Origin of the sequence: Pseudomonas sp. I2, from assembly GCF_040984075.1 — a bacterium.
GTDB lineage: Bacteria > Pseudomonadota > Gammaproteobacteria > Pseudomonadales > Pseudomonadaceae > Aquipseudomonas > Aquipseudomonas guariconensis_B.
Genome location: NZ_JBCGFQ010000230.1, coordinates 1 through 387 on the forward strand (window position 1 = coordinate 1; position 387 = coordinate 387).

Annotated in this window: 1 protein-coding gene; it reads left to right on the forward strand. The window is 32.8% G+C overall.

The genetic code is table 11. The annotated features are described in order from the left end of the window. On the forward strand, positions 1-387 hold a 387-nt coding region (locus tag WCE05_RS26385), incomplete at both ends, for a hypothetical protein (protein WP_368816894.1).

A 387-nucleotide genomic window follows, 5' to 3' on the forward strand; every position in this document is an offset into this window, starting at 1 on the left:
CCATCACACAAATTCAAAAAATCGTTGATGATTTAAAAGTCTCTTTAGGTGCACTTAAAAGTATTAATGTTTCAAATGGCTATGGGACTATTAATTTCGAAAAGGGAGAATTACCCATTTCAATTAGCTTAAATGAGCAAGAACAAATTAGTAGTCTGTGGTTTAGTGCGCCTCTTTTTAAGACAATAAGCCTAGATGAAATGGTTAAAGGTCTACATGAAAATGCGATCGGTAAAACTTCTCTTTTAGTTATTGTAGATAACAAGCCTGTGGTTGTAGAAAATGATAAAACCCCTATGGCTGTCGGTTCGACTTTTAAGTTACTGGTTTTAAAAGCTTATGAAGATGCAATAAAAAAAGGCGAATTAAAAAGAGAAGCTATTGTTT